Here is a 1841-nt window from a genome sequence, read left to right on the forward strand (position 1 = left end):
ATTCTCTGTTGGTCTTTCCCCCGGGAAGATGTGGATCGTAGTGTATCCTGCTTGCAACTGGCTCTGGCGCTCAGGGACGAAGCCGTGGATCTGGAAAAGGCGGGTATTGGCATTATCCAGATTGATGAACCGGCGATTCGCGAAGGCTTACCCTTGTCTAAGCAAGACTGGCCTGACTATCTGAACTGGGCAGTAAAAAGCTTCAGGATCGCTGCCAGTGGCGTTCAGGATGAAACCCAGATTCATACCCACATGTGTTATAGCGAGTTTAACGACATCATTGAGTACATCGCAGCAATGGATGCCGATGTCATCACCATAGAGACCTCCAGATCTGACATGGAGTTACTGGATGCTTTTGAGCAGTTTGAGTATCCCAATGAGATCGGGCCCGGAGTATATGACATCCACTCCCCCAACGTTCCCGAGCCACAGTGGATGAAACAGCTGATGAAGAAAGCCGCTGAAAAAATCCCTGCGCAGCGTTTATGGGTCAACCCGGACTGTGGTCTCAAAACCCGGGATTGGCCCGAGGTGGAAGCAGCCCTGAGCAATATGGTGCAGGTGGCTAACGAACTCAGGGATGAGCTGGCTTAACCGGTGATGCCCTGACCTTAACTTCAATGACAGGTGGTTTTGGGGGGGAAGTGACGGCAGAAGCTTCTTCCCCTTCATAAGTCAGAAATGAGGGCGCCATCAGTTCGGTATGGACGCTGGTGAAAACTTCTACCGTTCCCTTTTGCTCACCAGGCTTTAGCATGTAGAAAACTTTGTAAAGTTGGTTATTTTCAGCATCTTCGAAATAGAGAGTGGTGCCTTGATCCGCTGAGATGGTGATGCTCTGGGGTTCCAGGGGGCGCTCGTCAATGATCAGGTTTGTATCCAGTTGGTACTGGTTTAGGGTTGGTTCTTTGGTTTGAACGAACCCGGTGCACCCTGATAACATCAGTGCCAGGGAAATGATCAAGAGCCTCTGATAAAGGCTGTCTGAGCGAAAAGTATTCTTGTTTAACATTCAATTAAAATCCTTAATTAAGAGTCTCGAAGGCTTAAAGATAGATGTATAAAGCAGCCTGAACCAGTGGGAACAAGAGAAGTTTTGATCTTGGTTTTCGTGGGCGTTTTGCAATGTATTCAGGCTCTTTGTCAGAGAGATCGTAATAATGTATCTGTGTTTGTGTGTACTTACATATCTCGTAAGATAATTATTTAAAGGTTTTAGACTGATGTGAAGAACGTTAAGTTCCTGCATCAGGCAACCGTCAGGCAGTCGTTATCTGCCCGGATTTTGGTATAACCAATGGTGTAAGTCAGGTATTTTCTTTAGAATGCTATGCCAGTGCCAACAGCTTAAGTACCTGGTTAGTTACTTATATAAAAGCCGTTGATTCCATTTCGGTGATGAGGTGATTTCATGGATATCATGGATCAAATTAAAGAGCAGATTGAAACACATGACATCCTGCTCTACATGAAAGGTTCTCCCAAGCTGCCTCAGTGTGGATTTTCCTCCAAGGCGGTGCAGGTTTTAATGGCTTGTGGCGAGCAGTTCGCCTATGTAGACATTCTGGCTAATCCGGAAATTCGTGCCAATCTGCCAAAATACGCTAACTGGCCAACCTTCCCACAGCTGTGGATTAAGGGTGAGCTGGTTGGCGGTAGCGACATTCTGATTGAGATGTATGACAGCGGCGATCTTCAGAAGATGATCAAGGCCGCTGCAGGCAAAGAGGAAAGCGCTGAATAATTTTGGCCTTCTTCAAGGTGGGGAGGATATGATCCTCCCGCCTAGCAGCCTGTCGGACTTAAGGCTGTCCTACTGCGGTTGCAATAAATTGGTC

General features: G+C 47.3%; 2 protein-coding genes and 1 pseudogene. 2 read left to right on the top strand and 1 reads right to left on the bottom strand.

The features are described from left to right. A pseudogene (locus KDK16_RS02395) lies at positions 1 to 597 on the top strand (5-methyltetrahydropteroyltriglutamate--homocysteine S-methyltransferase); the annotation flags it as partial. Here the strand turns inward: KDK16_RS02395 and KDK16_RS02400 are convergent. Next, on the bottom strand, positions 578 to 967 hold the full coding sequence (locus KDK16_RS02400) for a hypothetical protein (protein WP_257274493.1): 390 nt from the start codon (positions 965 to 967) through the stop codon (positions 578 to 580). The pseudogene KDK16_RS02395 and the gene KDK16_RS02400 sit on opposite strands and share 20 nt — an antisense overlap. Positions 968 to 1414: 447 nt before the next feature. Here KDK16_RS02400 and grxD point away from each other — a divergent pair, with 447 nt between their 5' ends. Beyond that, the gene (gene grxD / locus KDK16_RS02405; RefSeq protein WP_257274494.1) at positions 1415 to 1747 is read left to right on the top strand and encodes a Grx4 family monothiol glutaredoxin; all 333 of its coding nucleotides are present in this window, start codon (positions 1415 to 1417) and stop codon (positions 1745 to 1747) included. The last annotated feature ends 94 nt before the right edge of the window (positions 1748 to 1841 follow it).

Source organism: Endozoicomonas sp. SESOKO4 (assembly GCF_024606275.1).

Bases quoted from the DNA above. Each gene is read 5' to 3' on its own strand.
- grxD (WP_257274494.1), top strand. From the start codon at position 1,415: ATGGATATCATGGATCAAATTAAAGAGCAGATTGAAACACATGACATC.